Annotated in this window: 23 protein-coding genes and 1 riboswitch; of the genes, 15 read left to right on the top strand and 8 right to left on the bottom strand. The window is 70.1% G+C overall.

Annotated features, from left to right (window positions below; translation table 11 throughout):
* The 6 genes from VFV21_RS00210 to rph form a co-directional block, all read right to left on the bottom strand.
* A partial coding sequence (locus tag VFV21_RS00210) for a DUF1631 family protein (RefSeq protein ID WP_329667567.1) occupies positions 1 to 791 on the bottom strand: 791 nt, incomplete at its 3' end.
* 154 nt (positions 792 to 945) lie between these two features.
* A complete protein-coding gene (locus tag VFV21_RS00205; RefSeq protein WP_329667566.1) occupies positions 946 to 2,760 on the bottom strand; it encodes a TonB-dependent receptor domain-containing protein in 1,815 nt (604 codons plus the stop codon).
* Positions 2,761 to 2,900: 140 nt separating this feature from the next.
* Positions 2,901 to 3,089, bottom strand: a riboswitch (cobalamin riboswitch).
* Between the two features lie 13 nt (positions 3,090 to 3,102).
* Complete coding sequence (locus tag VFV21_RS00200; protein WP_329667565.1) at positions 3,103 to 3,288, bottom strand: CPXCG motif-containing cysteine-rich protein; 186 nt, start codon at positions 3,286 to 3,288, stop codon at positions 3,103 to 3,105.
* Positions 3,289 to 3,435: 147 nt separating this feature from the next.
* Positions 3,436 to 4,593 (bottom strand): radical SAM family heme chaperone HemW, encoded by a 1,158-nt coding sequence (gene hemW / locus VFV21_RS00195; RefSeq protein WP_329667564.1) that lies wholly within the window; start codon positions 4,591 to 4,593, stop codon positions 3,436 to 3,438.
* Positions 4,590 to 5,186 carry an RdgB/HAM1 family non-canonical purine NTP pyrophosphatase gene (gene rdgB, locus VFV21_RS00190; protein ID WP_329667563.1) on the bottom strand — a complete coding sequence of 199 codons (597 nt, stop codon included), beginning with the start codon at positions 5,184 to 5,186 and terminating at the stop codon, positions 4,590 to 4,592. Before rdgB ends, hemW begins: the two co-directional genes overlap by 4 nt.
* Positions 5,187 to 5,342: 156 nt before the next feature.
* On the bottom strand, positions 5,343 to 6,071 hold the full coding sequence (rph, locus tag VFV21_RS00185) for a ribonuclease PH (protein ID WP_329667562.1): 729 nt from the start codon (positions 6,069 to 6,071) through the stop codon (positions 5,343 to 5,345).
* Between the two features lie 66 nt (positions 6,072 to 6,137).
* On the opposite strand from rph, the gene VFV21_RS00180 reads away from it, so the two are divergent.
* The 9 genes from VFV21_RS00180 to VFV21_RS00140 all read left to right on the top strand — a co-directional run bounded on the left by VFV21_RS00180 (position 6,138) and on the right by VFV21_RS00140 (position 15,783).
* Entirely contained in the window at positions 6,138 to 7,001 is an 864-nt protein-coding gene (locus VFV21_RS00180) for a YicC/YloC family endoribonuclease (RefSeq protein WP_329667561.1), read from the top strand.
* Between the two features lie 5 nt (positions 7,002 to 7,006).
* Positions 7,007 to 7,618, top strand: coding sequence for a guanylate kinase (gene gmk, locus VFV21_RS00175; RefSeq protein ID WP_329667568.1), 612 nt, complete (start codon positions 7,007 to 7,009; stop codon positions 7,616 to 7,618).
* Between the two features lie 113 nt (positions 7,619 to 7,731).
* Positions 7,732 to 8,034 carry a DNA-directed RNA polymerase subunit omega gene (gene rpoZ, locus VFV21_RS00170; protein ID WP_034214583.1) on the top strand — a complete coding sequence of 101 codons (303 nt, stop codon included), beginning with the start codon at positions 7,732 to 7,734 and terminating at the stop codon, positions 8,032 to 8,034.
* A gap of 192 nt (positions 8,035 to 8,226) precedes the next feature.
* The gene (locus VFV21_RS00165; protein ID WP_329667560.1) at positions 8,227 to 10,401 is read left to right on the top strand and encodes a bifunctional (p)ppGpp synthetase/guanosine-3',5'-bis(diphosphate) 3'-pyrophosphohydrolase; all 2,175 of its coding nucleotides are present in this window, start codon (positions 8,227 to 8,229) and stop codon (positions 10,399 to 10,401) included.
* A 64-nt stretch (positions 10,402 to 10,465) separates the two neighbouring features.
* Positions 10,466 to 10,849 (top strand): RidA family protein, encoded by a 384-nt coding sequence (locus tag VFV21_RS00160; RefSeq protein WP_034214588.1) that lies wholly within the window; start codon positions 10,466 to 10,468, stop codon positions 10,847 to 10,849.
* Positions 10,850 to 10,853: 4 nt separating this feature from the next.
* Positions 10,854 to 12,983 carry an ATP-dependent DNA helicase RecG gene (recG, locus tag VFV21_RS00155; protein ID WP_329667559.1) on the top strand — a complete coding sequence of 710 codons (2,130 nt, stop codon included), beginning with the start codon at positions 10,854 to 10,856 and terminating at the stop codon, positions 12,981 to 12,983.
* Between the two features lie 17 nt (positions 12,984 to 13,000).
* Entirely contained in the window at positions 13,001 to 13,936 is a 936-nt protein-coding gene (locus VFV21_RS00150; protein ID WP_329667558.1) for a nucleoside hydrolase, read from the top strand.
* 78 nt (positions 13,937 to 14,014) lie between these two features.
* The gene (locus tag VFV21_RS00145; protein ID WP_034214594.1) at positions 14,015 to 14,257 is read left to right on the top strand and encodes a type B 50S ribosomal protein L31; all 243 of its coding nucleotides are present in this window, start codon (positions 14,015 to 14,017) and stop codon (positions 14,255 to 14,257) included.
* A gap of 236 nt (positions 14,258 to 14,493) precedes the next feature.
* Positions 14,494 to 15,783 (top strand): citrate synthase, encoded by a 1,290-nt coding sequence (locus VFV21_RS00140; RefSeq protein ID WP_329667557.1) that lies wholly within the window; start codon positions 14,494 to 14,496, stop codon positions 15,781 to 15,783.
* A 103-nt stretch (positions 15,784 to 15,886) separates the two neighbouring features.
* On the opposite strand, the gene VFV21_RS00135 is transcribed toward VFV21_RS00140, so the two are convergent.
* Both VFV21_RS00135 and VFV21_RS00130 read right to left on the bottom strand, forming a co-directional pair.
* The gene (locus VFV21_RS00135; protein ID WP_329667556.1) at positions 15,887 to 16,513 is read right to left on the bottom strand and encodes a hypothetical protein; all 627 of its coding nucleotides are present in this window, start codon (positions 16,511 to 16,513) and stop codon (positions 15,887 to 15,889) included.
* 17 nt (positions 16,514 to 16,530) lie between these two features.
* The gene (locus VFV21_RS00130; protein WP_329667555.1) at positions 16,531 to 19,038 is read right to left on the bottom strand and encodes a penicillin-binding protein 1A; all 2,508 of its coding nucleotides are present in this window, start codon (positions 19,036 to 19,038) and stop codon (positions 16,531 to 16,533) included.
* Positions 19,039 to 19,282: 244 nt separating this feature from the next.
* Here VFV21_RS00130 and VFV21_RS00125 point away from each other — a divergent pair, with 244 nt between their 5' ends.
* The 6 genes from VFV21_RS00125 (at position 19,283) to VFV21_RS00100 (ending at position 25,536) form a co-directional block, all read left to right on the top strand.
* Positions 19,283 to 20,341, top strand: coding sequence for a pilus assembly protein PilM (locus VFV21_RS00125; protein ID WP_329667554.1), 1,059 nt, complete (start codon positions 19,283 to 19,285; stop codon positions 20,339 to 20,341).
* The gene (locus VFV21_RS00120; RefSeq protein WP_329667553.1) at positions 20,341 to 20,949 is read left to right on the top strand and encodes a PilN domain-containing protein; all 609 of its coding nucleotides are present in this window, start codon (positions 20,341 to 20,343) and stop codon (positions 20,947 to 20,949) included. Before VFV21_RS00125 ends, VFV21_RS00120 begins: the two co-directional genes overlap by 1 nt.
* Positions 20,946 to 21,584, top strand: coding sequence for a type 4a pilus biogenesis protein PilO (locus VFV21_RS00115; protein ID WP_329667552.1), 639 nt, complete (start codon positions 20,946 to 20,948; stop codon positions 21,582 to 21,584). The genes VFV21_RS00120 and VFV21_RS00115 overlap by 4 nt, the downstream gene beginning before the upstream one ends.
* Entirely contained in the window at positions 21,584 to 22,108 is a 525-nt protein-coding gene (locus VFV21_RS00110; protein ID WP_329667551.1) for a pilus assembly protein PilP, read from the top strand. Before VFV21_RS00115 ends, VFV21_RS00110 begins: the two co-directional genes overlap by 1 nt.
* Positions 22,109 to 22,123: 15 nt before the next feature.
* The gene (pilQ, locus tag VFV21_RS00105) at positions 22,124 to 24,277 is read left to right on the top strand and encodes a type IV pilus secretin PilQ (RefSeq protein ID WP_329667550.1); all 2,154 of its coding nucleotides are present in this window, start codon (positions 22,124 to 22,126) and stop codon (positions 24,275 to 24,277) included.
* Between the two features lie 83 nt (positions 24,278 to 24,360).
* Positions 24,361 to 25,536 (top strand): EAL domain-containing protein, encoded by a 1,176-nt coding sequence (locus VFV21_RS00100; protein WP_329667549.1) that lies wholly within the window; start codon positions 24,361 to 24,363, stop codon positions 25,534 to 25,536.
* Position 25,537: the final 1 nt, after the last annotated feature.

The following is a 25,537-nucleotide window of genomic DNA, read 5'->3' as shown; positions in this document are numbered from 1 at the left end:
GGTGCGCCGGGTGCGCCCGCGCCCGGGCCGCCGGCGGTGCCGGAGCCGGGGCCGCTGCCCGGGCCCGCGCTGGAGCCCTCCGCGGCGCCGCCGCCGTCGCCCGGCATGCGGAGCTTCGCGGCCGGCGCACTGGCCGGGCGCGCGCGCACCGGCACGTAGTGCAGGTTCGGCAGCACGCCGTTGCGCGAGAGGTAGGTGTTCACCGATTCGATGAAGCCGCCGTAGAGCGGCATCAGATGCCGCTCGAAGGTGCGGAACAGCAGGCTGCGGTGTTCGCCCGCGAGCTCGAGGCAGTCGGCCGCCTGGCGCAGCATGCGGCAAAGCGCCTGCGGGCCGATCGGCAGGTTCTCGGCGTCGAAGGCCGGCTTGCCGGCCAGCACGCCAAAGCGCTGGCCCAGCAGGTACAGCGGCAGGCTGTTGCGGACTTCGGCGCGGCTGGCGATCTCCGACAGCACGGTTGATTCGTCGAGGTCGAGGTTCTCGACCAGGGAGAGCTCGTCGCGGGTGAGCCGGAAGCCGCCGGTGATCGACTTCGCGCCCGGCGGGTCCTTGATGCAGGCCAGTTCGGCCTCGAGCGCGATCAGGAAGCGCGGCACCAGGTCGGGACGGGTGCGCTTGACGAGGCGCTGGGCTTCGAGCCAGCGGGTCTGGACGATGTTGCTGCGGGCCTGTTCGGCGAACTTGAAGAGTTGCTGCTCGAATTCGTTGAGCGTCGAGACCAGCGTGCGTTCGATCTCGTCGGAGGAATACTCGAGGATGCCTCCCAGCAGCCCACGGACTCGTTCAGGCAATGGCCGCGTCGCCAGCGTCGGTGCGGACGCGTGCGGAGGTTTGGCCGATGCGGGCATGCGGCGCTCCGTGTGAATTCCCCAGCGCGATTCTAGGCACACGCGCGGCCCGGCGCATAGGGCCGGGCCAGTCCGGGGGGACTGGCCCGGCGCGTCGTCACCTGCCGTTCCAGACCAGGCTGACCAGGCCGCTGCGGCCCGGGGTGTTGTAGCCGCGCACCAGCTCGTACTCGCGATCGGTCAGGTTTTCCAGCCTGCCCTCGAGGCGCCAGGCCGGGCTGAACTGCCAGGCCAGCCGCAGGTGGGCGAGGGCATGCGAGGGCAGCTGGGCGCCGAAATCGGGGCGACCCGAGAAATAGTCTCCCTCCAGCGCGACCGACAGGCCGTTGGCCCAGGCATGGCCCAGGTCGACGTGGGCCTTGCGCTTGGCCCGGCGCAGCAGCGGGCGGCCGGTGCCGGCATCGATCGCGTCCTGCCAGGTCAGGTTGCCGCCACCGCTCCAGCCGCCGCGGTCGAAGCGGTAGCCGAGCTCCACGCCTTCCAGCGCGGCGCGGTTGATGTTGATCGCGTTGTTGGTCAGCGGTGCGGCGAACGCGACGAGGTCGCGCACGCGGGTGCGGTACACCGACAACTCCAGCCGCTGGCCGGCGGCCGGTGCGTAGTACAAGCCCGTCTCCCAGGTGCGCGAATGCTCCGGCCGCAGGTCGGGGTTGCCGGCGAAGCCGAAGCCGGTGTCGGGGTAGTAGAGCTCGTTGAAGTTGGGCGCGCGGAAGCCCTGGCCCCACGAAAGGCGCCACTGCACGCGCTCGCCCAGGTCGACGCCCCAGCCGGCGTTGCCCGTGGTCACGCCGCCGTACTGGTTGCTGTGGTCGCGGCGCAGGGACAGGTCGAGCACGTGCCGGCCGAAGCGGCCGCCGTAGCCGACGAAGGCGGCCTGGCTGCGGCGGGTGTCGTCGAACAGCGGGCCGTTGAAGACGTTCTCCGACTCCCCGGTCTCGCGCTGCCAGTTCAGGCCGAAGCGCAGGTTGGCGTCGGTGCCCATGGCCAGCGTGTGCAGCCAGTCGGCGCTGGTCCGGCGGCTGCGGAAGGCGTTCGAGAAAGAGCTGACGGTGTCGAGGTCCTCGCGGGCGTGGCCGACGGTGAACTGGTGGCTCCAGCGCGCGCCGAGTTCGCCCGCCAGGGTCACGCCGCCCGACGCATTGCGGGCGTCGGTGATGCCGCGGTCGAACTCGACCTCGGCGTCGGTGGCAATGGCGTTGAAGGACAGCACAAGGGTGCCGACGGCGGTGCGGCCGCGCAGGCTGAGGTTGCGGTTGCGGTAGCCGTCATCGTCGGGGTCGTAGGAGAACACCGAGTTCGGGTTGGTGGCCGAGAAACCGCGCACGCGCTGCGCACCGGCCGTGATGCCGAAGCCGCGCCGGGCGTCGCCGGTGCCGAAGGCGGCGCTGGCGCCGGCCCGGCCGTAGCTGCCCGCGGTGACGCGCGCGGAGGGCGCGGACGGGTCGCGGGTGAAGACATGCACGACGCCGCCGATCGCGTCCGAGCCCCACATGGATGCGCGCGGGCCGCGCACGATCTCGATCCGCTCGATCTGCTCCAGCGGCAGGTGGGCGAAGTCGAACACGCCCTGGCCGGTGGACGTGACGCGGATGCCGTCCACCAGGATCAGGCTCTGGGTGGAATTGCTGCCGCGCAGGAACAGCGCGCTGCCCGCGCCCGGGCCGCCGGTGCGGGCGACGTCGATGCCGGCCTGGCGGCCCAGCAGGTCGATCAGGTCCGGGGCCTGGCTGGCCTCGATGTCCTCGCGCGTGATCACGGTGACCGAAGCGAGGGCTTCGTCCAGCGGGCGCTCGATGCGGGTGGCGGTGACCTGGACGGCGTCCAGCGTGGCCGCGTCCTGGGCCAGGGCGGCGGGGGACAGCAAGAGGGAAATCGCCGCGCAAAGCGCGGAACGGCGTGCAACGGGGTTCATCTGATGGTTTCTCCTGGAACGCTCACCCGCGGGAAGCACGCGCGGGTGGGACCGGGGAAACGACGCGGCCGGGCGCGAACGGGCGCAGGCCATGACGCCGCCCCGTCGCCCTCCGCAACGTGCCGTGGTGGCCACCCGTGGGGGTGGCCAGGCACCAGGCCGGTCTCCGGACTCGCCAGTGGCGGGGTGCGCGGGGCACCTCGCCTCCCTTCCGCCTTCCCATGCCCGGGGGGCACAGTGGCTTGCTGGAGGGGATTCCTGGCCTACCGTTGCGGGGGCAGCGCCGGACTTGGACCGGCTTCCCGAACACCTGGGGCGCGTGAAGTCTAGATCAAGACGGGGTCAGTCGTCGCGGTCGGCGTCGTAGCCGTCGAGTTCCCCGTCCCCGCCGACCCGAAGCCGCACCGTGATCGGGCGGCAGCAGACGTAGCAGTCCTCGACATACTCCGCGTCGCCGCCGGAGGGATCGGCGACGGTTTCGAAGGTTTCCCCGCAGTGGGGGCAGGTGAGGAGGATGGTGTCGAGCATGGTGCGAGGGTAGGGGGTGGGGTGGGAGCGGGGGGTGAACGGATGGAGCCAGGAGGTAGTGGATAGGAGTCAGGAGTTAGTAGGGGCAGGGTTCCGGCTTTCCTCTAACTCCTAACTCCTATCCACTAACTCCTCGCTCTTCCGGCGTCAGTTCAGGAACAACCCGATCACGTCATTCGTGAACCGCCGCCCCAGCTCCGTCGGCCGCCAATACCCGCCGTCCTGCTCCAGCCAGCCACGCCCGCGCGCGTCCTCGAGCTGCGCGGCGATGACCGCGCGGTCCAGCCCGGTGCGCGCCTCGAAATCCGCCAGGCGGAAGCCCTCGACCAGACGCAGGGCATTGAGCATGTAGTCGAAGGGCAGGCTGGCCGGCGTGATCGGGTCGTCGCCGCCGATGCCGCGCGCGGTGCCGGCGTGGGCGATGAAATCGCGCGGGTTCTTGGGCTTCCAGCGCCGGCGCACCTCGCCGGTGGCGCCGCTGCTGATCTTGCCGTGCGCGCCCGCGCCGATGCCCAGGTAGTCGCCGAAGCGCCAGTAGTTGAGGTTGTGCGCGCACTGCCGGCCCGGGCGGGCATAGGCGGAGACTTCGTACTGGGCGTAGCCCGCGGCGGCCATGGCCTCGATGCAGCGCTCCTGGATGTCCCAGGCGTCGTCTTCGCCGGGCAGGCCCTCGGGCGGTTTCACGGCGAAGGCGGTGTTGGGCTCCATCGTCAGCTGGTAGTGCGAGAGGTGCGCGGGCTGCAGCGCGATCGCGCGCTCGACGTCGTGCAGGGCCATCGCCAGGTCCTGGCCGGGCAGGGCGTACATCAGGTCGAGGTTGAGGTTGTCGTAGCCGGCGTCCTGGGCCAGCTTCACCGCGCGCTCGGCCTCGCCGCTGTCATGGATGCGCCCCAGCCGCTGCAGGCAGCCGTCGTCGAAGCTCTGGATGCCGAAGCTGATGCGGTTCACGCCGGCGGCGCGGTACTGCTCGAAGCGGCCGTGCTCGGCCGTGCCCGGGTTGCACTCCATCGTGATCTCGGCGCCGGGCGCGAAGCGCAGCCGCGACGTGCACGCGTCGAGGATGGCGCCGATCGCGGCCGGCGCGAACAGGCTGGGCGTGCCGCCCCCGAAGAACACGCTGTGCACCGTGCGGCCCCAGACCAGCGGCAGGTCCTGCTCGAGGTCGCGCACGAGCGCGGCGATGTAGTCGTCCACCGGCAGCGCGCCGCTCTGCCCGTGCGAATTGAAGTCGCAGTAGGGGCACTTCTTCACGCACCACGGGATGTGGATATAAAGCGACAGCGGCGGCGGGATCAGCGCGCTCACAGTTCGTGCAGGCGCGCGCGCAGGGCGGCCAGCGCCAGGCCGCGGTGGCTGATGCGGTTCTTCAGCGCCGGGTCGAGCTCGGCGGCGGTGAGCTGCTGGTCCGGCACCAGGAACACCGGGTCGTAGCCGAAGCCGCCTTCGCCGCGCGGTGCGTCCAGCACGTAGCCCGGCCAGCGCCCCTCGACCACCAGCGGCTGCGGGTCGCGGGCGTGCCGCATCAGCACGATGACGCAGTGGAAGTGCGCGCGCCGCTGTTCGCCCTCGAGCCCCTGCATGCGCCCGAGCAGCCTGGCGATGTTCGCGGCCGAGTCGCCGTGCGCGCCGGCATAGCGCGCGCTGTACAGGCCGGGCTCGCCGTCCAGCGCCTCCACCACCAGCCCCGAATCATCCGCCAGCGCCGGCAGCCCGGTCGCCGCGCAGGCGTGCCGTGCCTTGAGCATCGCGTTCTCGATGAACGTCAGCCCATCCTCGACCGCATCCTCGACCCCGAGCTCGCCCTGCGTCACCAACGCATAGCCGGCATCGGCCAACAGCGGCTGCAGCTCCGCGAGCTTGCCCTTGTTCGATGTCGCGAGGACCAGGTGTCTTGGCATGGATTGGCGAGCCAGGTTTTTAGCCACGGATGAACACAGATGAACACGGATAAGGAAAACGGCGTTGAATTTGCTGGCCGCCTCCAGCCAACGAGCTACATCCTGCCTTTTGCTTGATCAGTGTTCATCTGTGTTCATCCGTGGCAAAAAACGCTCTCAGCCCGCCAAGGCGGCGCGCTGGAGGGCGACGAGTTCGGCGATGCCCTTTTCGGCCAGGGCGAGGAGGGCGTCGAGTTCGGGGCGGCGGAAGGCGTGGCCTTCGGCCGTGCCCTGGACCTCGATGAAGCCGCCGCCGTCGTTCATCACCACGTTCATGTCGGTGTCGCAGGTGCTGTCCTCGCGGTAGTCGAGGTCGAGCACCGGCACGCCCTGGCAGATGCCTACCGAGACCGCCGCCACCGCGCCCAGGATCGGGTCGCGGGTCACGTCGCCGCGGGCGCGCAGCACCGCCACCGCGTCGCACAGCGCCACGTAGGCGCCGGTGATCGCCGCGGTGCGGGTGCCGCCGTCGGCCTGCAGCACGTCGCAGTCGAGGGTGATGGTGCGCTCGCCCAGCGCCTTGCGGTCGATGCAGGCGCGCAGCGCGCGGCCGATCAGGCGCTGGATCTCCAGCGTGCGGCCGCCCTGCTTGCCGCGCGCGGCCTCGCGGTCGTTGCGGGTGTTGGTGGCGCGCGGCAGCATGCCGTACTCGGCGGTGACCCAGCCCTCGCCCTTGCCGCGCAGGAAACCCGGCGCCTTGTTGTCGATGCTGGCGGTGCACAGCACCTTGGTGTCGCCGAAGCAGACCAGCACCGAACCCTCGGCGTGCTTGGTGTAGTTGCGCTCGATGCGGACCGCGCGCAGCTGGTCGGGAGCGCGGCCGTCGGGGCGGGGGGCGTGGGTCATGGGGCACATCCGGCAATCTTTGGCCGGCTAGATTACCATTCGACCCCTCCAGACCCGGGACCGCCCATGATCCGCAGCATGACTGCCTTCGCCGCCTGCGAGCGCGCCGCCACTGGCGGCACGCTGGGCTGCGAGCTGCGCGCCGTGAACCACCGCTTCCACGAACTCAGCGTGCGCGCCCCCGAGGAGCTGCGCGCGATCGAGCCGGCCCTGCGCGAGCGCGTCGCCCAGAAGGTGTCGCGCGGCAAGGTCGACCTGGTGCTGCGCTTCCGCCCGGCCGCGGGCGGCCGCGCCGGGCTGCGCGTCAACCAGGGCCTGCTGGACCAGCTGGCCGCGTCGGCCCAGGCCCTGGACGGGCGCTTCCCCGGCCTGCGCACCGAGTTCACCGAGCTGCTGCGCTTCCCGGGCGTGGTCGAGGAGGACGCGCTGGACCAGGCCGGCCTGCAGGCCGAGGCCCTGGCCCTGCTCGACGAGACCCTGGCCGAGTTCGTGGCCGCGCGCGAGCGTGAAGGCGCCAAGCTGGCGGCCGTGATGGCCGAGCGCGTGGACGGCATCGAGCGCATCACCCGCCAGGTCCGCGAGTGGCTGCCCGAGATCCGCGCCGCGCTGCGGGCGAAGCTCGACGCGAGGCTGGCCGACCTCAAGCTGCCGCTGGAGCCCGGCCGGCTCGAGCAGGAAGTGGTGCTGAACCTGCAGAAGATCGACGTGGACGAGGAGCTCGACCGCCTCGCCAGCCATGTCGCCGAGGCACGCCGCGTGTTCGCGCTGCCCGAGGCCGTGGGCCGTCGGCTCGACTTCCTGATGCAGGAGTTCAACCGCGAGGCCAACACCCTGGGCTCCAAGTCGGTGGACAGCCGCACCACGCAGGCGGCGGTCGAGCTCAAGGTCCTGATCGAACAGCTGCGCGAACAGGTGCAGAACCTCGAATGAACGCGATCCGCGGCACCCTCTACGTCGTCGCCGCGCCCTCGGGCGCCGGCAAGTCCAGCCTGGTCAACGCGGTGCTGGCGAAGGAGCCGGGCATCGCGCTGTCGATCTCCTTCACCTCGCGCGCGCCGCGGCCGGGCGAGCGCCACGCCCAGCACTACCACTTCGTCGACAAGGCCGAATTCGAGCGGATGATCGCGGCCGGCGATTTCTTCGAGCACGCGCTGGTGCACGGCGACTACAAGGGCACCGCCCGGCAGTCGGTGGAGCCGCAGCTGGCGGCCGGCAAGGACGTGCTGCTCGAGATCGACTGGCAGGGCGCCCGCCAGGTGCGCGAGAAGATGCCCGACTGCCTGAGCGTCTTCATCCTGCCGCCGTCCAAGGACGCGCTCGAGACCCGGATGCGCAACCGCGGCCAGGACAGCGAGGAAACCATCGCCCGGCGGCTGGCGGCGGCCCGCGAGGAGATGTCGCACTACGACGAGTTCGACTACGTCATCGTCAACGAGCATTTCGACGCCGCGGCGGCCGAGCTGCGGGCCATCTTCGTGGCCCAGCGCCTGAAGCGGGCCACCCAGGCCGCCCGCCACGCCGCCCTGATCCGCGACCTGCTGGCCTGAGCCGCCCCCCCGATTTGCGCCGGCCCCCGGCCCGGGCGTAGAATGCGCGGTTCGCGTAACCCCTTGATTTTCCGTAGGCGCCCCGGCCGGGCGGCCTCCGGTGAGGAGATCCAATGGCCCGCATCACCGTGGAAGACTGCCTGTCCGTCGTCGACAACCGCTTCGAGCTGGTCTTGATGGCGTCCAAGCGCGCCCGCCAGCTGGCCAAGGGCGTCGAGCCCACCCTCGACAACAGCGAGCACCAGGACAAGCCGACCGTGCTGGCCCTGCGCGAGATCGCCGCCCGCCGCATCGACCAGCAGCTGATCGATGACGTCGAGAAGGCCGAGCGCGAGCGCGCCGAGCGCGAGGCCCTGGAGTGGGCCGCCGCGGAAGTCGTCGACGACGACCTCTCGAAGGGCGGCGACGACCTCTGAATCCCGGCGCGAGGGGGCCCCGCCCCTCGCCCAACCCTCCGTGGGAGGGAACGTAGGAGGGCCTTCAGGCCCGAAGCTCCTCGCACAGAAGCTTCGGGCCTGAAGGCCCTCCTACGTTCCCTCCCACAGTTCGTTTAGCGACCGGAAAGCCGCGGCATTGATGGGTTTCCCGTGCCCGCGTAGTCTGGCTCCATGTCTTCCTTCACCAAGCCGCAGAAAGTCGCCGACATCGGCCCGGACCCGTGTCCGGACGCCGTGCTGGCGCTCGAGAAGCGGCTGGCCGACTACCTCCCGCCCGACCAGGTGCGCCAGGTCCGCCGCGCCTACGAGATCGGCGCCCGGGCCCACGAGGGCCAGACGCGCAAGAGCGGCGAGGCCTACATCACCCACCCGGTGGCCGTGGCCGGCATCCTGGCCGAGCTTCGGCTCGACGCCGAGACGCTCTGCGCCGCGATCCTGCACGACGCGCTCGAAGACACGCCGCTGCCGCGCAGCGAGATCGAGCGCGAGTTCTCGGTCACCGTGGCCGAGCTGGTGGACGGCGTCACCAAGCTCGACAAGCTGCACTTCCGCGACCGGCAGGAGGCCGCCGCGGAAAGCTTCCGCAAGATGATGCTGGCGATGGCGCGCGACCTGCGCGTCATCCTGATCAAGCTCGCCGACCGCCTGCACAACATGCGCACGCTCGATGCGATGGCGGCCGAGTCGCGCCGCCGCATCGCCCGCGAGACGCTCGAGATCTACGCGCCGATCGCCCAGCGCCTGGGCATGAACAAGATCAAGGCCGAGCTGCAGGACCTGGGCTTCCGCGCGCTGCACCCGATGCGGCACCGGGTCATTTCCAAGCGCATTTCGGCCCAGCCCGTCATGCGGCGCGAGGCCCTGGCCACCATCGAGGCGCAGATGGCGCAGCGGCTGGCGCAGGAAGGCCTGCGCAACCACCTGGTGAGCCGGGTGAAGTCGCCCTGGAGCATCTACACCAAGATGAAGCAGGAGAACAAAAGCCTCGAGCAGGTGCTCGACGTCTTCGGCTTCCGCATCGTGGTGCCGACCGTGATGCAGTGCTACCACGCGCTCGGCGCCGTGCACTCGATCTACAAGCCGCTGGACGCGCGCTTCCGCGACTTCATCGCCATTCCCAAGGCCAACGGCTACCAGAGCCTGCACACGGTGCTGTTCGGGCCCTACGGCGCGCCGGTGGAAGTGCAGATCCGCACCGAGGACATGGACCTCGTGGCCGAGCGCGGCATCGCCGCGCACTGGGTCTACAAGAGCGCCGGCGCCGGCGGCAGCGCCGCGCAGGCGCGCGCGCAGGACTGGGTGCGCAACCTGATGGACGCGCAGCAGAGCGCCGGCTCGTCGCTGGAGTTCCTGGAAAACGTCAAGGTCGACCTGTTCCCGGACGAGGTCTACCTGTTCACGCCCAAGGGCGACATCCTGGCGCTGCCGCGCAACGCCACCGCGCTCGACTTCGCCTACGCCGTGCACACCGACGTGGGCAACCACGCGGTCGCCGCGCGGGTGGACAAGAAGCTGGTGCCGCTGCGCACCAAGCTCAGCAGCGGCCAGAGCGTCGAGGTCATCACGGCGCCCTCGGCCACGCCGGGGCCGCAGTGGCTGGAGTTCGTGGTCTCGAGCAAGGCGCGCACGGCGATCCGCCATTTCCTGAAGCGGCTCGAGCACGAGGATGCCGTCGACCTGGGCCACCGCATGCTCGACCGCGCGCTGGAGGCGCTGGAGAGTTCGCTCGACCGCGTGTCGGCCGAGCGCATCGAGCAGCTGCTGGCCGACCTGCGCTACCGGCGCCTGGAGGAGCTGCTGGCCGACATCGCGCTGGGCAACCGCATGCCGGCGCAGGTGGCGCGCCTGATGGTGCACGGGCAGGACGTGCTGCCGCTGGACGGCGCCGTGCTGCCGGCGGGCACCTCCGAGCGGATCATGATCACCGGCAGCGAGCGCGGCGTGCTCAGCTTCGCGGCCTGCTGCCACCCGATCCCGGGCGACGAGATCATGGGCTACCTCAGCGCCGGCAAGGGCGTGGTGGTGCACCGGCTCGACTGCCCGAACGTGGCCGAATACCGCAAGTTCCCCGAGCGCTGCGTGCCGATGGCCTGGGACCGCAACGTCGAGGGCGATTACCGGGTGGCGCTGAAGATCGAGGTCGAGAACAAGCCCGGCGTACTGGCCCAGGTCGCCGCCGCCGTGGCCGAGAGCAACTCCAACATCGATGCGGTCGAGTACCGCGAACGCGACGTGGCGGTGTCGGTGATGGAGTTCGCGATCGAGGTCCGCAACCGCAAGCACCTGGCCGACGTGATCCGCCGCATCCGCCGCCTGGGCGTGGTGCACGGGGTGCAGCGGGTCTGACCGCGCTGGCCGCTGCGGCGCGCGGCTCCTACAATCCGGGTTTCCCATCCTGACGAGGCACGCCATGTCCCGCGATCCGATCAGCACCGAGCGCGCGCCCGCCGCCATCGGTCCGTATTCCCAGGCCGTGCGCGCCGGTCAGACCGTCTACCTCTCGGGCCAGATCCCGCTGGACCCGGCCACCGGCGAGCTGGTCACCGGCGACATCAGCACCCAGACCCGGCGCGTGTTCGAGAACCTCAAGGCCGTGTGCGAGGCCGCGGGCGGCTCGCTCGACGGCGTGGTGCGGGTGGGCATCTACGTGATGGACCTGTCCGACTTCGCCCAGGTCAACGCCGTGATGGCCGAGTATTTCCAGGCGCCTTACCCGGCGCGCTCGACCATCCAGGTCGCCGGCCTGCCCAAGGGCGCCCGGGTCGAAGTCGACGCGGTCCTGGTCACCGGCTGAGCCGATGGCCGCGCCGCCGCGCCGCCGCGGCATCCGCGGCCCGGAGCCGGCGCTGGCGCCGTCCGGGGCCGCGGCCCTGTCGACCCTGCCGGGCGTGGGCCCGAAGGTGGCTGAAAAGCTCGCCGCGCGCGGGCTGCTGAGCCTTCAGGACCTCTGGCTGCACCTGCCGCTGCGCTATGAAGACCGCACCCGGGTGACGCCGATCGGCGCGCTGCAGCCGGGCGAGTCGGCGCAGGTCGAGGGCCGCGTCGAGGCAGTCGAGCGCAGCTTCCGGTTCCGGCCGACGCTGCGCGTGGTGATCCGCGACGGCTCGTTCGGCGGGCTGGTGCTGCGCTTCTTCCACTTCAACCGGGCGCAGCTGGCGCAGTTCGTGCCCGGTCGCCGCCTGCTCGCGTACGGCGAGGCGAGACCAGGGCAGCACGGGCTGGAGATGGTCCACCCCAGCTACAAACTGCTGGCCGACGAGGCCGACACGGTCGTCCGCGACCGCCTCGATCCCGTTTATCCCGCGGTCGACGGCCTCGGCCCGCAGTCGCTGTCGCGGCTGGTGGGCGAGGCGCTGCAGCGGCTGCCGCCCGCCGACGAGCTCGAACTGCTGCCGTCGGGCCTGCGCCAGCGCCTGCAGCTGCCGACGCTGCGCGAGGCGCTGCTGACCGCGCACCGTCCGCCGCCCGATGCCGACCTGCGCGAATTCGAGCTCGGCATCCATCCGGCGCAGCGCCGGCTGGCGCTCGAGGAGCTGCTGGCCCACCACCTGAGCCTGCGCCGCCAGCGCATCGCCCTGCGCGCTCACGGCGCGATGCCGGTGCGGCCCAAGGGCAGGCTCGCCGCCGCGCTGCGCGGTGGCCTGAAGTTCAAGCTCACCGGCGCGCAGCAGCGCGTGCTGGCTGAAGTGGCCCGGGACATGGCGCGCCCCGAGCCGATGCTGCGGCTGGTGCAGGGCGACGTCGGCAGCGGCAAGACCGTGGTGGCGGCGCTGGCGGCCGCCAACGCCGTGGAGGCCGGCCGGCAGGTCGCGCTGATGGCGCCGACCGAGCTGCTGGCCGAGCAGCACCTGGCCAACTTCCGCGCCTGGCTCGAGCCGCTGGGCCTGCAGGTCGCGTGGCTGGCCGGCAAGGTCACCGGCAAGGCTCGCGCGGCCGTGCTCGACGAGATCGCCTCGGGCCGCGCCCAGGTGGTGGTGGGCACGCACGCGCTGATGCAGGACAAGGTGCTGTTCTCGAGCCTGGCGCTGGCCATCGTCGACGAGCAGCACCGGTTCGGCGTGCACCAGCGGCTCGCGCTGCGCGACAAGGGCCTGAGCGGCGCGCAGGTGCCGCACCAGCTGGTGATGACTGCCACGCCGATCCCGCGCACGCTGGCGATGTCGGCCTACGCCGACCTCGACGTATCGGTGATCGACGAGATGCCGCCCGGCCGCACGCCGGTGCAGACCGTCGCGATCAGCGGCGACCGCCGCGGCGACGTGGTCGAGCGCATCCGCGCCGCCTGCGCCGAGGGCCGCCAGGCCTACTGGGTCTGCACGCTGATCGAGGACAGCGAGGAAGTGGAGGCGCAGGCCGCGCAAACCACCTTCGAGCAGTTGGGCGCCGCGCTGCCCGAGCTGCGCCTGGGCCTGCTGCACGGGCGCATGAAGCCGGCCGAGAAGCAGGCGGTGATGGCCGCGTTCAAGGCCGGCGCGCTGAACCTGCTGGTGGCCACCACCGTGATCGAGGTCGGCGTGGACGTGCCCAACGCCAGCCTGATGGTGATCGAGAACGCCGAGCGCCTGGGCCTGGCCCAGCTGCACCAGCTGCGCGGCCGCGTGGGTCGTGGCGCGGCCGCGTCGAGCTGCGTGCTGATGTTCAAGCCGCCGCTGTCGCAGATGGCGCGCGAGCGGCTGGAGGTGATGCGCGCCAGCACCGACGGCTTCCTCATCGCCGAAAAGGACCTCGAACTGCGCGGACCAGGCGAATTGCTCGGCACGCGCCAGACGGGCCTGGCCAGCTTCCGCGTCGCCGACCTGGTGCGCGACGCCGACCTGTTGCCGGAAGTGCACGCCGCCGCGGACCAGCTCCTGGCCGAGGCGCCGGACACCGCCGACCGGCTGGTGCAGCGCTGGGTCGGCGGTGCCGCGCGCTTCGCCGGCGCCTGAGGCGGCATAATCGCGGCATGACCGACGACCGCATCCCGCTGCTGATCGACACCGACCCCGGCGTCGACGACGCCCTGGCCCTGCTGATGGCTTTCCACGACCCGCGCCACCGGCTGCTGGGCCTGACCATCGCCGCCGGCAACGTCGGCCTGCGGCACACCGTGGCCAACGCGCTCAAGCTCTGCGAGATCGCGGGCGTGGACGTGCCGGTGTACGCGGGCTGCCCGGTGCCGCTGGTGCACGACGCGGCCGACGCGGCCTACGTACACGGCCAGGATGGCTTCGGCGATACCGGCTACGCCCCGGCCGCGCGCGCGGCCGAGGCCGAGCACGCCGCGCTCGCCATTATCCGCCTCTCGCATGAACACGCCGGGCGCCTGTTGCTGGTCACCCTGGGCCCGCTGACCAACCTTGCGCTGGCGCTGCGCCTCGACCCCACGCTGCCCTCGCGGGTCGGTCGCCTGGTGGTGATGGGCGGCGCGGTGACGGGGCAGGGCAACACCTCGATCCCCGCCGAATTCAACATCGCCTTCGACCCGGAGGCGGCGGACGTGGTGTTCCGGGGCTTCCCGGCATTCGAGCTGGCGGATTGGGAGGCGGTGGTGCGCCATGGCTTCCCTCACCGCGATTTCGAGGCCTGGCTGGCCGCGGGCGACCACCGGGCCCGGTTCTACGACGGCATCTCCCGCTTCACCCGCCAGTGGTCGGAAGGCCGCCGCGGCGCGCTCTGGCACAGCGCCGATGCCCTGGCGATGGCGGCGGCCCTGCACCCGGACGGCGTGGCCCGGGCCGAATCGCGCTACCTGGCGGTCGAGCTGGAGGGCCGGCTCAGCCGGGGCGCCACCCTGGTGGACTGGCAGCAGCGCACCGGCCGCCCGGCCAATGCCCGGATCGTGATGGCCTACGACCAGGCCCGGTTCGAGGCCCTGATCCGGTCTGCCCTGGGCGCCTGAGCGCCGGGCTTGCGACGGGCCCCGGGCCCGGCCTATAATTCCGGTCTTTCCCCACGCAAACCCGGCGGAGCTATAGCCATGAAGGCCGACATCCATCCGAACTACAAAGAAGTCGTCTTCCAGGACCTGTCCTCCGACTTCGCTTTCCTGACCCGCTCCACGCTCTCCTCGAAGGAGACGATCAAGTGGACCGACGGCAAGGAATACGCCCTGATCAAGGTCGACATCACCTCCGCCTCGCATCCGTTCTACACGGGCAAGCAGAAGGTCATGGACACCGGCGGCCGCATCGACCGCTTCCGCCAGCGCTACGCCAAGTAAGCGCGCCGCCCGGGCCGGTCCCGGGCAAGGCGAGGAAAAGGCCGCCCCCGGGCGGCCTTTTTCGTGGGCGGCCCCCCGACCAAGGTTCATACCTTCGTCACTGACTTGTCCGCGGGCGCTGTGAGATACTTCGGCGCATGGTGACCGCCCCGGCGGCGCCTTCGATTCGATACCAGCGAACGCCGCGCCAGAGCCCTTCGAGGATGCGGATCGCGCCCCCTGAAAGGAGTCAGCCCGTGTCCGACAACAAGAGCGTCGTGCTCAACGCCGCCGGCAAGAACGTCGAGCTTCCCGTCTATTCCGGCACCCTTGGCGCGCCTTGCGTCGACATCACCCGGCTGCCGAAAGAAACCGGCATGTTCACCTACGACCCCGGCTTCGTGGCGACCGCCAGCTGCCGCAGCGCGGTGACCTACATCGACGGCGACGAGGGCGTGCTGCTGTACCGCGGCTACCCGATCGAGCAGCTGGCCAAGCACTCGAACTTCCTCGAGACCAGCTACCTGCTGATGAACGGCGAGCTGCCGAACCCGGCCCAGTTCGCCAAGTTCGAGCATGAAGTCACCCACCACACGATGATGCACGAGGCCTTCAAGGGCTTCCTCGGCGGCTTCCGCCACGATGCGCATCCGATGGCGATGTTGTGCGGCATGATCGGCTCGCTGGCCGCGTTCTACCACAGCGACCTCGACCTCGAGGATCCCGAGCAGCGCCGCATGGCGGCCATCCGCCTGCTGGCCAAGGTGCCGACGATCGCCGCGGCCTGCTACCGCTATTCGATCGGCTGGCCGGTGCGCTACCCGCGCAACAACCTCGAGTACGTCGAGCGCTTCCTGCACATGATGTTCGAAGTGCCCAGCGAGCCGCTGATGCTCAAGCCGGTCGCCGCCAAGGCGCTCGACCTGCTCTTCATCCTGCACGCCGACCACGAGCAGAATGCCTCCACCTCGACCGTCCGCCTGGTCGGCTCCACCGGCGCCAATCCCTACGCCTGCGTCGCCGCCGGCGTGGCCGCGCTCTGGGGCCCGGCGCACGGCGGCGCCAACGAGGCCGTGCTCAAGATGCTGGCCGAGATTGGCCGCCCGGAAGACGTGGCCAAGGCCGTCGACCGCGCCAAGGACAAGAACTCGGGCTTCCGCCTGATGGGCTTCGGCCACCGCGTGTACAAGAACTTCGACCCGCGCGCGACCATCATCCGCGAGATGTGCCACAAGGTCCTCGCCGACCTGGGCGTCAACGACCCGATGCTGGAAGTGGCGATGCGCCTGGAAGAGGCCGCGCTCAAGGACGATTACTTCATCCAGCGCAAGCTCTATCCGAACGTCGATTTCTACTCCGGCATCATCTACAAGGCGTTGGGCATCCCGACGGAGATGTTCACGGTGATGTTCGCCATCGCCCGCACCGCCGGCTGGGTCTCGCACTGGCTCGAGCAGCAGACCGACCCGGAAGCCAAGATCGGCCGCCCGCGCCAGATCTACACCGGCGCCGCGAACCGCGACTACGTCCCGCTCGAAAAGCGCTAACCCGGAAGCCCGCCACCGGGCCAAACAACTGAACCAGGTTCATTTGCAGCCAAGGCCCGGCGAAAGCCCGGCGAGGGTGGCAAATGAACCTGGTTCATTTGTTTCAGCTGTTTGGCGCGGTCGCGATTAGCTGGCGGAGGGCGCTGGCGGTGGCGCGGCGCATCGGGCGGTCTTCCAGCGGCTCCAGCGGTGGCTGCCGCAGCGCCGAGGCGGGCAGCACCCATAGCTCGAACGCGATGCCGCCGGCCTCGAACTCCCAGCAGGGCAGGGGCGTGGCCGGGTCGCGCGACAGCCGCAGCCTGCGCGTGGCCTGCGCGGCGGGGATGCGCTGGTCGTGCAGGAAGCGGGCGATCTCGTCGGGGTCGTCGGCATGCAGGTGCAGGCAGACCGGTGCGTGCGAATCCACGGGGCCCTCCAGCGCCGCGCCGGCCAGGCGCGGGTCGAAGGCGGTGAAGAAGGCCATCGCCTCCAGCGCCGCCTCGCGCAGGGCCTGTTGGCGCGTGGGCGGGGCGTCCCCGCCGAACAGGCGCTGGTGCACCTGCAGCGCCTCGCGGATCTCGTCGCCGCCCGGGAACATCGCTTCGTCGCGGACGCCGAGCCGCTCGGCGGCCTTGCGCAGCGCGCGGGCCGGGTCGTGCTGGGCCCCGGTCGCCAGCAGCCTCGCGGCCTCCTGCGCCAGTTGCTGACGGCGCTGGCGCGTGCGGGGATCATCGGGGCGGCGGGGACTCATGGCGTTCGTCCGGGCCCTCAAAAGATGTCGAAGGCCTCTTCGTTGCTCAGCTCCGGATCGAGGTCGAAGCCGCTGCTGCTGACGCGGTCGTACTCCTCGGTCTTGAAGTAGTCGACGATCGAGCCGGGCGTGCCCTCGGGCACGATGCGGCCGCTGCCGGCGTCCACCGAAGCGACGACGATGCCCGCGGGCACCGCCGGCTCCTGCACCGGCACGCCGTCGAGCGCCGCACGCATGTAGCCGATCCAGATGGGCAGCGCCGCGCGGCCGCCGTACTCACCCCGGCCCAGCGGGTTGAAGTCGTCCTTGCCGACCCAGACGGTGGTGACAAGGTCGCCGCCGAAGCCCGAGAACCAGGCGTCCCGGTAATCGTTGGTCGAACCGGTCTTGCCGCCAATGTCCTCGCGCTCGAGCACGCGCGCGGCAGTGGCGGTGCCGCGCTTGACCACGTCCTTCATCAGCGAGCGGACCAGGAACGCCGTGCGCTCGTCGATCGCGCGCGGCGCCAGCACCAGTTCGCCCTCGGGCACGGGCACGGTCTCCGCAGCCGCCGGGGCTTCGGGCGCCGGGGCCGGGGCGGGCGCGTTGCCGAAGTCAAAACCGTCGACCACGGTGGTGGCGCGGGCCTCGCCGGCGGCCCGTCCCGGGCAGCCGCGGCAGGCGCGCGCCGGCGTGGCCTGGCTCAGGACCTGGCCATTCCGGTCGAGCACCTTGTCGATGAACCACGGGTCGATGCGGAAGCCGCCGTTGGAAAACACCGCATAGCCCCGCGCGATCGACAGCGGCGTCAGCGACGACGTGCCCAGCGACATCGACAGGTTCGGCGGCAGGCTCTCCTGGCTGAAGCCAAACTGCGTGATGTAGCGGCTGGCGAAATCCACGCCGATGGCATCGAGCAGGCGCACCGACACCAGGTTGCGCGACTGCACCAACGCCTCGCGCAGGCGCATCGGGCCGGCGAAGTTGCCGGCGTCGTTCTGCGGGCGCCAGACGTTGCCCGCCCGGTCGCGGAACACCACCGGCGCGTCGAGCACGATGCTGGACGGCGAGAAGCCCCGTTCGAACGCCGCCGCGTAGACGAAGGGCTTGAAGCTCGAGCCCGGCAGGCGCTGGGCCTGGGTGGCGCGGTTGAACTTGTTCAGGCCGAAGCTGAAGCCGCCGACCAGGGCGCGGATGGCGCCGTCCTCGGGCTGCAGCGACACCAGCGCGGCCTGCGCCAGCGGCACCTGGGCCAACACCCATTCGGTCGCGGGCGGCGGCACGTCGGCGTCGGCATCGGCGTCGGCCGCGGGCTTGGCCGGCGTCGGCACCGGCAGCGCCGCGTAGCGCACCACGTCACCGCGCTTGAGCAACTGCCGCGGCGGCTTGCCGGCCCAGCGCGTGGCCTTGGCGTCCAGCAGCACCGGCTCGGCACCAGCCACGAACAGGCGGGCGGCCTCGCCCTCGAAGCCGGTGACGATGCCGGCGCGCAGCCCGCCCAGGGACGGGTACTGGCGCAGGCGCTGGCGCAGCGCGGCCTCGTCTTCGCCGTCGGCCAGGTCGAGCTGGGCCTCGGGGCCGCGGTATCCGTGGCGGCGGTCGTACTCGAGCAGGCCCGACTGCACCGACTGCGCCGCGGCGAGCTGGTGCGCCCCGTCGAGCGTCGTGTAGACGCTCAGGCCGCTGGTCGTGGCTTCGGCGCCGTAGCGCTGCTCCATCTCGGCGCGCACCATCTCGGCGACGTAAGGTGCCTCGACCTCGACCTTGGGTTCATGCGGGCTGGCGTCCATCGGTTCGGCCTGGGCCGCGCGCTCCTGCGCCACGGTGATCATGCCTTCCTCGCGCATGCGCAGCAGCACGTAGTTGCGGCGCACCAGCGCGCGGTCCGGGTTGATGATCGGGTTGCCGCTGGACGGGAACTTCGGGATCGAGGCCAGCGTCGCGGCCTGCGCCAGGGTCAGTTGGTCGAGCGACTTGCCGTAGTAGTAATCCGCGGCGGCGGCGACGCCATAGGCCCGGTTCCCGAAGAAACTCTTGTTCAGGTAGAGCTCGAGGATCTCGTCCTTGGACAGCTCGCGCTCCATTTTCAGCGCCAGGAATATCTCGGTGAGCTTGCGCGTGTAGGAATACTCCGCGCTCAGGAAGAACTGCCGGGCGACCTGCTGGGTGATGGTGCTGCCGCCGGGCACGCGCTGGTCACTGGTGGTCGCCAGCAGCCAGACCGCGCGGGTGATGCCCCGCCAGTCGATGCCGGGGTGCTCGTAGAAGCGCGCGTCCTCGATGGCGATGAAGGCCTGCTTCACCGGCTCCGGCACCTCCTCGATGTCGACCGGGAATCGGCGGGTCTCGCCGATCAGCGCGATCAGCTGGCCGTCGCGGGTGTAGATGCTCAGGGGTACCTGCAGCTGCACGTTGCGCAGCTCCTGGACGTCCGGCAGGCGGGGGGCGATGAGCCAGTAGAGGACCCCGAGGGCGAGGATGCCCAACAGGGCCAGGCCGGCGAAAAAGTAGAGCAACCGGCGCAGCAGGCGAACGAAACGGGCCATCCAGGGCCTCTCCCGAGGTTTACATCGACATGGGGCAGGGAGTATAGAACGAGGCATGGCCGGGAGCCGCCTTGGGGGAGGCCGGTTTCCGGGTCCGATTGCGTCTAGGAAGGGGAGCGCGAAGCAAGCTGAACAGGGGTCCCGACGTCCAAAAACGGGGGGGCATTGCCATTTGGCAATTTTTCGTTATTTAATGTAACGGCGCACCTATCGCTTGTAAGCGCCCGTCGGAAGGGGAGAAACCGTGGGTCTTTTCGGAAATACCAAGACACCGCTCGTCGGCCTGGACATCAGTTCCACGGCCGTCAAGCTTCTGCAGCTCACCGAGTCGGGCGGGCGCTATCGCGTCGAGCACTACGCGGTCGAGCCCCTGCCTCCCAACGCCGTGGTCGAAAAGAACATCGTCGAGGTCGAGGCCGTCGGCGAGGCGATCAAGCGGGCCGTGGCCCGCTCCGGGACCAAGGCCCGGCACGCCGCGGCCGCGGTCTCGGGTTCGTCCGTGATCACCAAGGTGATCCCGATCCAGGGCGACCTGGACGAGGACGACCTCGAGGACCAGGTGCAGCTCGAGGCCGCCAACTACATCCCGTACCCGATCGACGAAGTCAGCATCGACTTCGAGGTCCTGGGCCCGGCGCCCGGCAACCCGGAGATGGTCCAGGTCATGCTGGCCGCCTCCCGCACCGAGAACGTCGAGCTGCGCCAGTCGGCGCTCGAGCTGGGCAACCTCACCGCCAAGGTCATCGACGTCGAGGCCTTCGCGATGGAGAACGCCTTCAAGCTGGTCGCCGACCAGCTGTCGGTGCCCAAGGACGCGATCGTCGCCCTGGTGGACATCGGCGCGACCATGACCACCCTGAACGTCCTGCGCAACCAGCGCAGCATCTACACCCGCGAGCAGGTCTTCGGCGGCAAGCAGCTGACCGACGAAGTCATGCGCCGCTACGGGCTGAGCTACGACGAGGCGGGCCTGGCCAAGCGCCAGGGCGGCCTCCCGGAGAGCTACGAGGTTGAGGTGCTCGAGCCGTTCAAGGAAGCGCTGGTCCAGCAGGTCAGCCGCCTGCTGCAGTTCTTCTACGCCGGCAGCGACTTCAACCGCGTCGACCAGGTGGTTCTGGCCGGCGGCTGCGCGTCGATCGCCGGCATCGCCAACCTCGTGGAGGAGCAGCTGGGCGTGCCCACCGTCATCGCTAACCCGCTCGCCAACATGGCGCTCGGCCCCCGCGTCCAGGCCCATGCCCTGGCGCAGGACGCCCCCGCGCTCATGATCGCCTGCGGCCTGGCCCTGAGGAGCTTCGACTAATGGCCAGAATCAACCTACTCCCCTGGCGCGCGGAGCGGCGCAAGCAGCGCCAGAAGGAATTCGTCAGCATGCTCGGCCTCGCGGCCGTGGTCGCGCTGCTCCTTAGCTTCCTCATCGTCATGTACTACAGCGGCCAGATCGAAGGTCAGCAAAATCGCAACGAGTACCTGCGCCAGCAGATCGTGCTCGTCGACCAGCAGATCAAGGAAATCGAGGAGCTCGACAAGAAGAAGGCCAACCTGCTCGCCCGCAAGCAGGTCATCGAGCAGCTGCAGGCCAGCCGTTCGCAGATGGTGCACCTGTTCGATGAGCTGGTGCGCACCATCCCCGAGGGCGTCCGCCTCACCTCGATCAAGCAGAACGGCCAGAGCCTGACGCTCGAGGGTCGCGCGCAGTCCAATGCCCGCGTCAGCTCGTACATGCGCAACCTGGAGTCGTCCGGCTGGATGGCCAGCCCCGACCTGAGCATCATCGAGGCCAAGGGCGAGGACAAGGGCTTGCCCAACATGTTCTCGCTCAAGGTGACCCTGAAGAATCCCAGCGCCGTGGAAGAGGAAGCCGCGCCCGCGGCCGCCCCGGCGCCGGCCGTCGCCGGAGGTGCGCCGTGAGCAGCAAGAAAGTCGACCTCCGCAACCTGGACTTCAATAATTCGGGGGCCTGGCCGTTCCAGGTCAAGATCGGCGCCTGCATCCTGCTGATCGTGGTCGTGGTGGGCCTGGTCTGGTACCTGAAGGTCAGCGGCCAGCGCCTGACGCTGCAGTCCGAGGAGAACACCGAGCTCACCCTGCGCGAGGAGTTCCAGGGCAAGCAGGGCCGCGCCGCCAACCTCGAGCCGCTCAAGCAGCAGCTGGCCCAGATGGAAGTGATGCTGCAGCAGATGCTTCGCCAACTGCCCAGCAAGAACGAAATGCCGGACCTGATCGTCGACGTCTCGCAGACGGCGCTGGCCAGCGGCATCAACAACGAACTGTTCCAGCCGGGCGCCGAGACCCAGCTCGAGTTCTACGCCGAGAAGCCGATCTCGCTGCGCATGGTGGGCACCTACCACCAGTTCGGCGCTTTCGTCAGCGGCGTGGCCTCGCTGCCGCGCGTGGTCATCATGACCATGCACGACATCCAGCTGAAGCCGCGCGGTGATGGCGACACCACCCTGGTCCTGGAGGGAACGGTCAAGACTTACCGTTACCTGGACGAGGAAGAGGAAGCCGCCGCCGGCGCGGGCTCCACCGGGGAGGTGAAGTAATGGCTGCTCCGAACTACAGCAAGATCGCCCAAGGCCTGCTGCTGGCCGCGGTCGTGGTCTCCCTCTCCGCCTGCACCCGCGGCAGTCGCGACCTCGAGGCCTGGGTGGCCGAGGTCAAGGCGCGCCCGGCGCCGCCGCTGGATCCGCTCCCGGTGATGAAGCAGTTCGAGACCTTTGAATACGCCGCGCAGAACCTGCGCGATCCGTTCAGCCAGCCCAGCGCGGACCAGGACGGCGAGAACGGCCTGCGCCCGGATCCGAACCGCCGCAAGGAGGTCCTCGAGGCCTTCCCGCTCGACAGCCTGGACATGGTGGGCACGATCGGCGCCGGCGACGCGGTGATTGGCCTGGTGATGGGTCCGGACCGCGTTACCTACCGGGTCCGGCCGGGCAACTACATGGGGCTCAGCGACGGTCGCATCACGGCGGTCTTCGAGGACCGAATTGAGATGGTCGAACTCGTACCTGATGGGGCCGGCGGTTGGCTTGAGCGTCAAGCCAAAATCGCCCTTGAAGACAATTGATTGGGGGAATGCACGATGACCGCGAATAAAACGATCGGCGAGGGGATGGGCACCAAGCGCACTTGGTTGCTGGCCATGGGAGCGCTCGCCGTCGGCCTGACGACGTCGCTGTCGGCCATGGCGGCGAACGTCCTCCAGGACGTCCGCTACGCATCGGCCCCCGGGGGCAAGGTCGACATCACCCTGCAGTTCGCAGAGCCGGTGGGCGACGTCCAGGCGTTCACGACGGATACTCCGCCGCGAATCGCCGTGGATATCCCCGACACCACCAACGGCATGACCCAGCGCCGCGTGGTGATCGGCAGCGGCGCCACTTCCGCGGTCTCCGCGGTGGAAGCCGACGGCCGCACCCGCGTGGTGGTGGACCTGTTCCGCCCGGCGTCCTACACAACCCGCAGCGCCGGCAACCTGCTGGTCCTGACGGTGGATGCCGGCGCCCAGCAGACCAACGCCCTGGCCGGCGTCGCCGACCCGACCAAGCGAGTCGCCTCCGATATCGAGGTCGCCAACATCGACTTCCGTCGCGGCGAGAACGGCGCCGGTCGCGTGGTCCTGCGCTTCAACAACGACGGCGCCACGGCCGACATGCGCAACGAGGGCAACCGCGTCGTGGTCGACGTCGCCAACGCCAGCATCCCGGAGAACCTGCGCCGGCGCCTGGACGTGACCGACTTCGCCACCCCGGTGGAGAGCCTCGAGCCGAACGCCAACGCCGGCAGCACCCGCCTGGTGATCAACACCAACGGTGCCTACGAGTCGATGGCCTACCAGACCGGCAACGAGTACGTGATCGAGATCGCGCCCAAGCGCGGTTCCGTGATCGCCGCCGCCACCCCGGCCCGCGCCGCGGGTGCCGTGGCGGGTCCGTCGGCGCCGCAGCGCTACGCGGGGCGCCCGGTCACGTTCAACTTCCAGGACGTGCCGGTGCGCACCGTGCTGCAGCTGATCGCCGAGGAGTCGGGCCTCAACATCGTCGCCTCCGACACCGTCGCCGGCAACGTCACCCTGCGCCTTATCAACGTGCCCTGGGACCAGGCCATGGAGATCGTCCTTCGCGCCAAGCAGCTCGACCAGCGCCGTGACGGCAACGTGGTCTGGGTCGCCCCGCAGAAGGAAATCGCCGACTTCGAGAAGGCCAAGGCCGACGCCCGCATCGCCAACGAAGAGCGTGAAGTGCTCGTCACCGAGTACATCCCGGTCAACTACGGCAACGCCGAGGACATCGCCCGCCTCCTCACCGAGGACAGCCGCTCCAGCTCCGGCGGCACCAGCAGCGGCAGCGCCCCGCAGACCAAGGGCTTCCTGTCCTCCCGCGGCAGCGTCAGCTTCGACAACCGCACCAACACCCTGCTGCTGATCGACACCGCCAAGAAGATCGAAGAAATCCGTACCCTGCTCGCCACCCTCGACCGTCCGGTCGACCAGGTGCTGATCGAGGCCCGGATCGTGGTCGCGTCCGAGGTGTTCGCCCGCGAGCTCGGCGTGATCTTCGGCGTCCAGGACCGCGTCGGCACGCTGCCGGCCGGTGCCGCCGCCGGCGAGACCACCACCGACTCCGGCTTCCAGGTCGGGCTGCCGGTGGGCACGCCGGCCGGCCTGCTGAACCTCAGCATCCTGCGCAGCGACATCTCGCTTGACCTCGAGCTGTCCGCGCTCGAGGAAGAGGGCCGCGGCGAAGTGGTGTCGAACCCGCGCGTGATCACCGCCAACCAGCGCGAGGCGGTCATCCGCCAGGGCGACGAGGTTGGCTACCTGACCATCCAGCCGGCCACCACGCCGGGCGCGGTGGCCACGGCGACCGTCGAGTTCAAGGAAGTGCTGCTTGAACTCAAGGTCACCCCGACCATCACCCAGGACGGCCGCGTCTACCTCAACCTGATGGTGAAGAAGGACGAAGTCGACGAGCTGATTTCCAACCCCGCCGGTGGCTTCGTGCCGCAGATCTCCAAGCGCGAAGTCAGCACCGCGGTGCTGATCGACAACGGCCAGACGGTCGTGGTCGGCGGCGTGTACGAGTTCAGCTCGCGCGAAGACCTGCGCAAGGTGCCCTTCCTGGGCGACCTGCCGGTCCTAGGCAACCTGTTCAAGAACAAGTCCAAGAGCAGCGACAAGGCCGAACTGCTGATCTTCGTGACCCCGCGCATCCTGCCGGTGTCGCGCGGCGGCTGATTCCAGCCTCGCATCGAGCCACGGACAGGGCCGCGCAAGCGGCCCTGTTTCGTTATGCAGGGCATGGCGGACGGAAACCAAGAATGACCAAGCTCAGGATCCGGCTGGCTCGCGGCGAGGTGCTGTTCCGCGAGGGCGAGGAGCCGGGGACGGCGTTCCTGATCGAGTCCGGCGAGATCGAGGTACGAACCCGCCAGCGCGGTCGCGACGTGATCCTGAGCGTCCTGGGTCCGGGCGAGCTGGTGGGCGAAATGGCCGTCATCGACGAGTCCCCGCGCACGGCCACGGCCCGGGCGCTGGACGACTGCGTGCTGTTCGCCATCGACCGTCACCAGATCGCCGAGCGCCTCGCCGCCACCGATCCGATCATCCGCTCCCTGCTGGAGGGCCAGCTCAAGCGCTACCGCGGCGCCCTGGCTGCGCTGCAGGGCAAGCAGGCCGCGCCGGATGCGCTGTCCGCGTCCGAGCGGCTTGGCATCAGCCGCATCCGGCTGGAGGCACAGCTGCGCGAGGCCCTGGCCGAGGGCCAGCTCGAACTCAGCCTGCAGCCGCTGCTGGATGTGCCGCTGGGCCGCATCGCCGGCTACGAGGCCCTGGTGCGGTGGGACCATCCCGAACGCGGCCCGATCTCGGCGGCGGAATTCGTCGCGCTGGCGGAGGAGACCTCGCTCATCGTGCCGGTGGGTGAGTACGTGATCGACACCGCCTGCCTGGCCATTGCGCGCCTGGTGGACGCCGGCGCCGACCCGTCGCCGTTCGTGGCGGTAAACGTGTCCGCGCGCCAGCTGGCGCATCCAGGACTGATCGAACGCATCGTCGCCCGCGTCGATGCCGCCGGGTTGCCGCGAGGCAGCCTCAAGCTCGAGATCACCGAGAGCGGCGTGCTCGACTACGGGCTTGCCGCGGGACTGATCGAACTGTGCCATCGCCATGGCATCCGGGTGGCGCTGGACGACTTCGGCACCGGCTACGCCAACCTCTGCCACCTGCACCGGCTGCCGTTCGACACCATCAAGGTGGACCAGTCGTTCTCGCACGACATGCTCGACTCGCCGCGCGCGATGGCGATCGTCGAAAGTGCGGTCCACCTCGGTCGTGCGCTCGGTGCGGAGATCGTGGTGGAGGGCATCGAGACGCCGGCGCAACTGCAGGCCTTGCGCGAGCTCGGATGCCGATACGCGCAAGGTTACCTCGTGGGTCGCCCGCAAACGCTGGCGCAGCTGCTCGCGAATCCCTGGGATCCGGCGTCCTTGGTGTAAT

The organism is Arenimonas sp., assembly GCF_036275555.1.
In the GTDB taxonomy this organism is placed as follows: domain Bacteria; phylum Pseudomonadota; class Gammaproteobacteria; order Xanthomonadales; family Xanthomonadaceae; genus Arenimonas.
The sequence above is the reverse complement of the archived record's forward strand: the minus strand, read 5'-3'. Positions and strand labels throughout refer to the sequence as shown.

Excerpts from the sequence above, each read along its gene's own strand:
- VFV21_RS00130 (WP_329667555.1), bottom strand. The coding sequence starts at position 19,038 with ATGGCCCGTTTCGTTCGCCTGCTGCGCCGGTTGCTCTACTTTTTCGCC.
- VFV21_RS00150 (WP_329667558.1), top strand. The coding sequence starts at position 13,001 with ATGACCGACGACCGCATCCCGCTGCTGATCGACACCGACCCCGGCGTC.
- VFV21_RS00100 (WP_329667549.1), top strand. The coding sequence starts at position 24,361 with ATGACCAAGCTCAGGATCCGGCTGGCTCGCGGCGAGGTGCTGTTCCGC.
- VFV21_RS00205 (WP_329667566.1), bottom strand. The coding sequence starts at position 2,760 with ATGAACCCCGTTGCACGCCGTTCCGCGCTTTGCGCGGCGATTTCCCTC.
- VFV21_RS00200 (WP_329667565.1), bottom strand. The coding sequence starts at position 3,288 with ATGCTCGACACCATCCTCCTCACCTGCCCCCACTGCGGGGAAACCTTC.
- VFV21_RS00120 (WP_329667553.1), top strand. The coding sequence starts at position 20,341 with ATGGCCAGAATCAACCTACTCCCCTGGCGCGCGGAGCGGCGCAAGCAG.
- rph (WP_329667562.1), bottom strand. The coding sequence starts at position 6,071 with ATGACCCACGCCCCCCGCCCCGACGGCCGCGCTCCCGACCAGCTGCGC.
- rdgB (WP_329667563.1), bottom strand. The coding sequence starts at position 5,186 with ATGCCAAGACACCTGGTCCTCGCGACATCGAACAAGGGCAAGCTCGCG.
- VFV21_RS00165 (WP_329667560.1), top strand. The coding sequence starts at position 8,227 with ATGTCTTCCTTCACCAAGCCGCAGAAAGTCGCCGACATCGGCCCGGAC.
- VFV21_RS00110 (WP_329667551.1), top strand. The coding sequence starts at position 21,584 with ATGGCTGCTCCGAACTACAGCAAGATCGCCCAAGGCCTGCTGCTGGCC.
- VFV21_RS00135 (WP_329667556.1), bottom strand. The coding sequence starts at position 16,513 with ATGAGTCCCCGCCGCCCCGATGATCCCCGCACGCGCCAGCGCCGTCAG.
- VFV21_RS00160 (WP_034214588.1), top strand. The coding sequence starts at position 10,466 with ATGTCCCGCGATCCGATCAGCACCGAGCGCGCGCCCGCCGCCATCGGT.
- recG (WP_329667559.1), top strand. The coding sequence starts at position 10,854 with ATGGCCGCGCCGCCGCGCCGCCGCGGCATCCGCGGCCCGGAGCCGGCG.
- rpoZ (WP_034214583.1), top strand. The coding sequence starts at position 7,732 with ATGGCCCGCATCACCGTGGAAGACTGCCTGTCCGTCGTCGACAACCGC.
- VFV21_RS00180 (WP_329667561.1), top strand. The coding sequence starts at position 6,138 with ATGATCCGCAGCATGACTGCCTTCGCCGCCTGCGAGCGCGCCGCCACT.
- VFV21_RS00145 (WP_034214594.1), top strand. The coding sequence starts at position 14,015 with ATGAAGGCCGACATCCATCCGAACTACAAAGAAGTCGTCTTCCAGGAC.
- pilQ (WP_329667550.1), top strand. The coding sequence starts at position 22,124 with ATGACCGCGAATAAAACGATCGGCGAGGGGATGGGCACCAAGCGCACT.